Genomic DNA, 2,716 nt, shown 5'->3' on the forward strand with positions numbered 1-2,716 from the left:
CGTCGGGAACCGCCTGAACTGAAACATCTAAGTAGGGCGAGGAAAAGAAAGAAAACTCGATTTCCAAAGTAGCGGCGAGCGAAATGGAAAGAGCCTAAACCGGAGCGCGTGCGTTCCGGGGTTACGGACTGCAACAAGTGAGTCGATTTGTTAGTGGAACGGTCTGGGAAGTCCGGCCACAGAGGGTGAAAGCCCCGTACACGAAAACAATAGACAGCGAGCAGGATCCAAAGTACCACGAGACACGAGAAACCTTGTGGGAATTCGGGGGGACCACCCCCCAAGGCTAAATACTCCTTAGTGACCGATAGCGCATAGTACTGTGAAGGAAAGGTGAAAAGGACCCCGGGAGGGGAGTGAAAGAGAACCTGAAACCCTGTGTTTACAAGCTGTGGAAGCACTTTATATGTGCAACCGCGTACTTTTTGTAGAACGGTCCGGCGAGTTACCTGTACTGGCAAGGTTAAGCACTCAAGGTGCGGAGCCGAAGGGAAACCAAGTCTTAATAGGGCCAAAGTCAGTATGGGTAGACCCGAAACCGGGTGATCTATCCATGTCCAGGTTGAAGCTGCCGTAAAAGGCGGTGGAGGACCGAACACACATCCGTTGAAAAGGGTGGTGATGAGGTGTGGATAGGGGAGAAATTCCAATCGAACCCGGAGATAGCTGGTTCTCCTCGAAATAGCTTTAGGGCTAGCCTCGTGTTAGTCTCCTGGAGGTAGAGCACTGAATTCTTAAGGGGGCGTCAAAGCTTACCAAGAGATATCAAACTCCGAATGCCAGAGAGATGATGCACGGGAGTCAGACGGCACGAGATAAGTTGGGTCGTCAAAAGGGAAAGAGCCCAGACCACCAGCTAAGGTCCCAAAGTGCGTGTTAAGTGGAAAAGGATGTGGGATTTCGAAGACAACTAGGATGTTGGCTCAGAAGCAGCCACACATTCAAAGAGTGCGTAATAGCTCACTAGTCGAGAGGTCCTGCGCCGAAAATGTCCGGGGCTGAAACACGACACCGAAGCTGTGGACTTGTCATTAGACAAGTGGTAGAGGAGCATTCTTAACTGCGGCGAAGCAGTACCGATAAGGAGCTGTGGAGTGTTAAGAAGAGAGAATGCCGGAATGAGTAGCGAGATGGAGGTGGGAATCCTCCAGGCCGAATATCTAAGGTTTCCAGAGTAAAGCTGATCTGCTCTGGGTAAGTCGGGACCTAAGGCAAGGTCGAAAGACGTAGTCGATGGACAACAGGTTGAAATTCCTGTACCACATATCATCAGAACTGTGGGGACACAGGACGATAACCAGACCCGGGAATGAAAAGACCGGGGCAAGCGAAGAAGGAGTTAAGCTGGCAAATCCGCTTAACAATCCGAAAGCGTGATGCGGACCGAACAAAAGTAGGGAAGCTGGTAATTCGAACTGTCAAGAAAAGCCGCTATTGTGTGATATGTGCCCGTACCGTAAACCGACACAGGTGGATGAGGAGAGAATCCTAAGGCCGGCGGGAGAAGCATTGTTAAGGAACTCGGCAAAATGACCCTGTAACTTCGGGATAAAGGGTGCCTGCGCAAGCAGGCCGCAGAGAATAGGCTCAAGCAACTGTTTAGCAAAAACACAGGTCTATGCAAAACCGAAAGGTGAGGTATATGCTGACGCCTGCCCGGTGCTGGAAGGTTAAGAGGAGAGGTTAGAGCAATCGAAGCTTTGAATTTAAGCCCCAGTAAACGGCGGCCGTAACTATAACGGTCCTAAGGTAGCGAAATTCCTTGTCGGGTAAGTTCCGACCCGCACGAAAGGCGTAATGATTTGAGCGCTGTCTCGACAATGCACCCGGTGAAATTGAAATACCAGTGAAGATGCTGGTTACCTGCGCCAGGACGGAAAGACCCCATGGAGCTTTACTCCAGCTTGATACTGGGATTCGGTTATACATGTACAGGATAGGTGGGAGGCTAAGAAATGAGGACGCCAGTCTTCATGGAGCCGCTGTTGGGATACCACCCTTGTGTGACTGGGTTTCTAACCTGCAGCCGTGACCCGGCTGGGGGACAATGTCAGGTGGGGAGTTTGACTGGGGCGGTCGCCTCCGAAAGGGTATCGGAGGCGCTCAAAGGTTCCCTCAGAATGGTTGGAAACCATTTGCAGAGTGCAAAGGCATAAGGGAGCTTGACTGCGAGACCGACGGGTCGAGCAGGTAGGAAACTAGGACTTAGTGATCCGGTGGTATAAAGTGGGATTGCCATCGCTCAACGGATAAAAGCTACCCTGGGGATAACAGGCTTATCACTCCCAAGAGTTCACATCGACGGAGTGGTTTGGCACCTCGATGTCGGCTCATCGCATCCTGGGGCTGAAGTAGGTCCCAAGGGTTGGGCTGTTCGCCCATTAAAGCGGTACGCGAGCTGGGTTCAGAACGTCGTGAGACAGTTCGGTCCCTATCCGGCGTGGGCGTAGGATATTTGAGAGGAGCTGTCCTTAGTACGAGAGGACCGGGATGGACTGACCTCTGGTGCATCGGTTGGGTATCAAACCCATGGCCGAGTAGCCAAGTCGGGACGGGATAAACGCTGAAGGCATCTAAGCGTGAAGCCCCCCTCAAGATGAGATATCCCATACGCAAGTAGTAAGACCCCTTGAAGACGACGAGGTAGATAGGGCAGAGGTGGAAGCGTGGTAACACGTGCAGCTGACTGTCACTAATAGGTCGAGGGCTTAACCAA

The 2,716-nt window shown here is 52.0% G+C and carries 1 rRNA gene; it reads left to right on the plus strand.

Going from position 1 to position 2,716, the window contains the following annotated elements:
• Window positions 1–2,716: ribosomal RNA gene (locus DXA97_RS19510) — 23S ribosomal RNA — on the plus strand; the annotation flags it as partial.

The sequence above is a fragment of the Clostridium sp. OF09-36 genome (assembly GCF_003481985.1).
GTDB lineage: Bacteria > Bacillota > Clostridia > Lachnospirales > Lachnospiraceae > Brotaphodocola.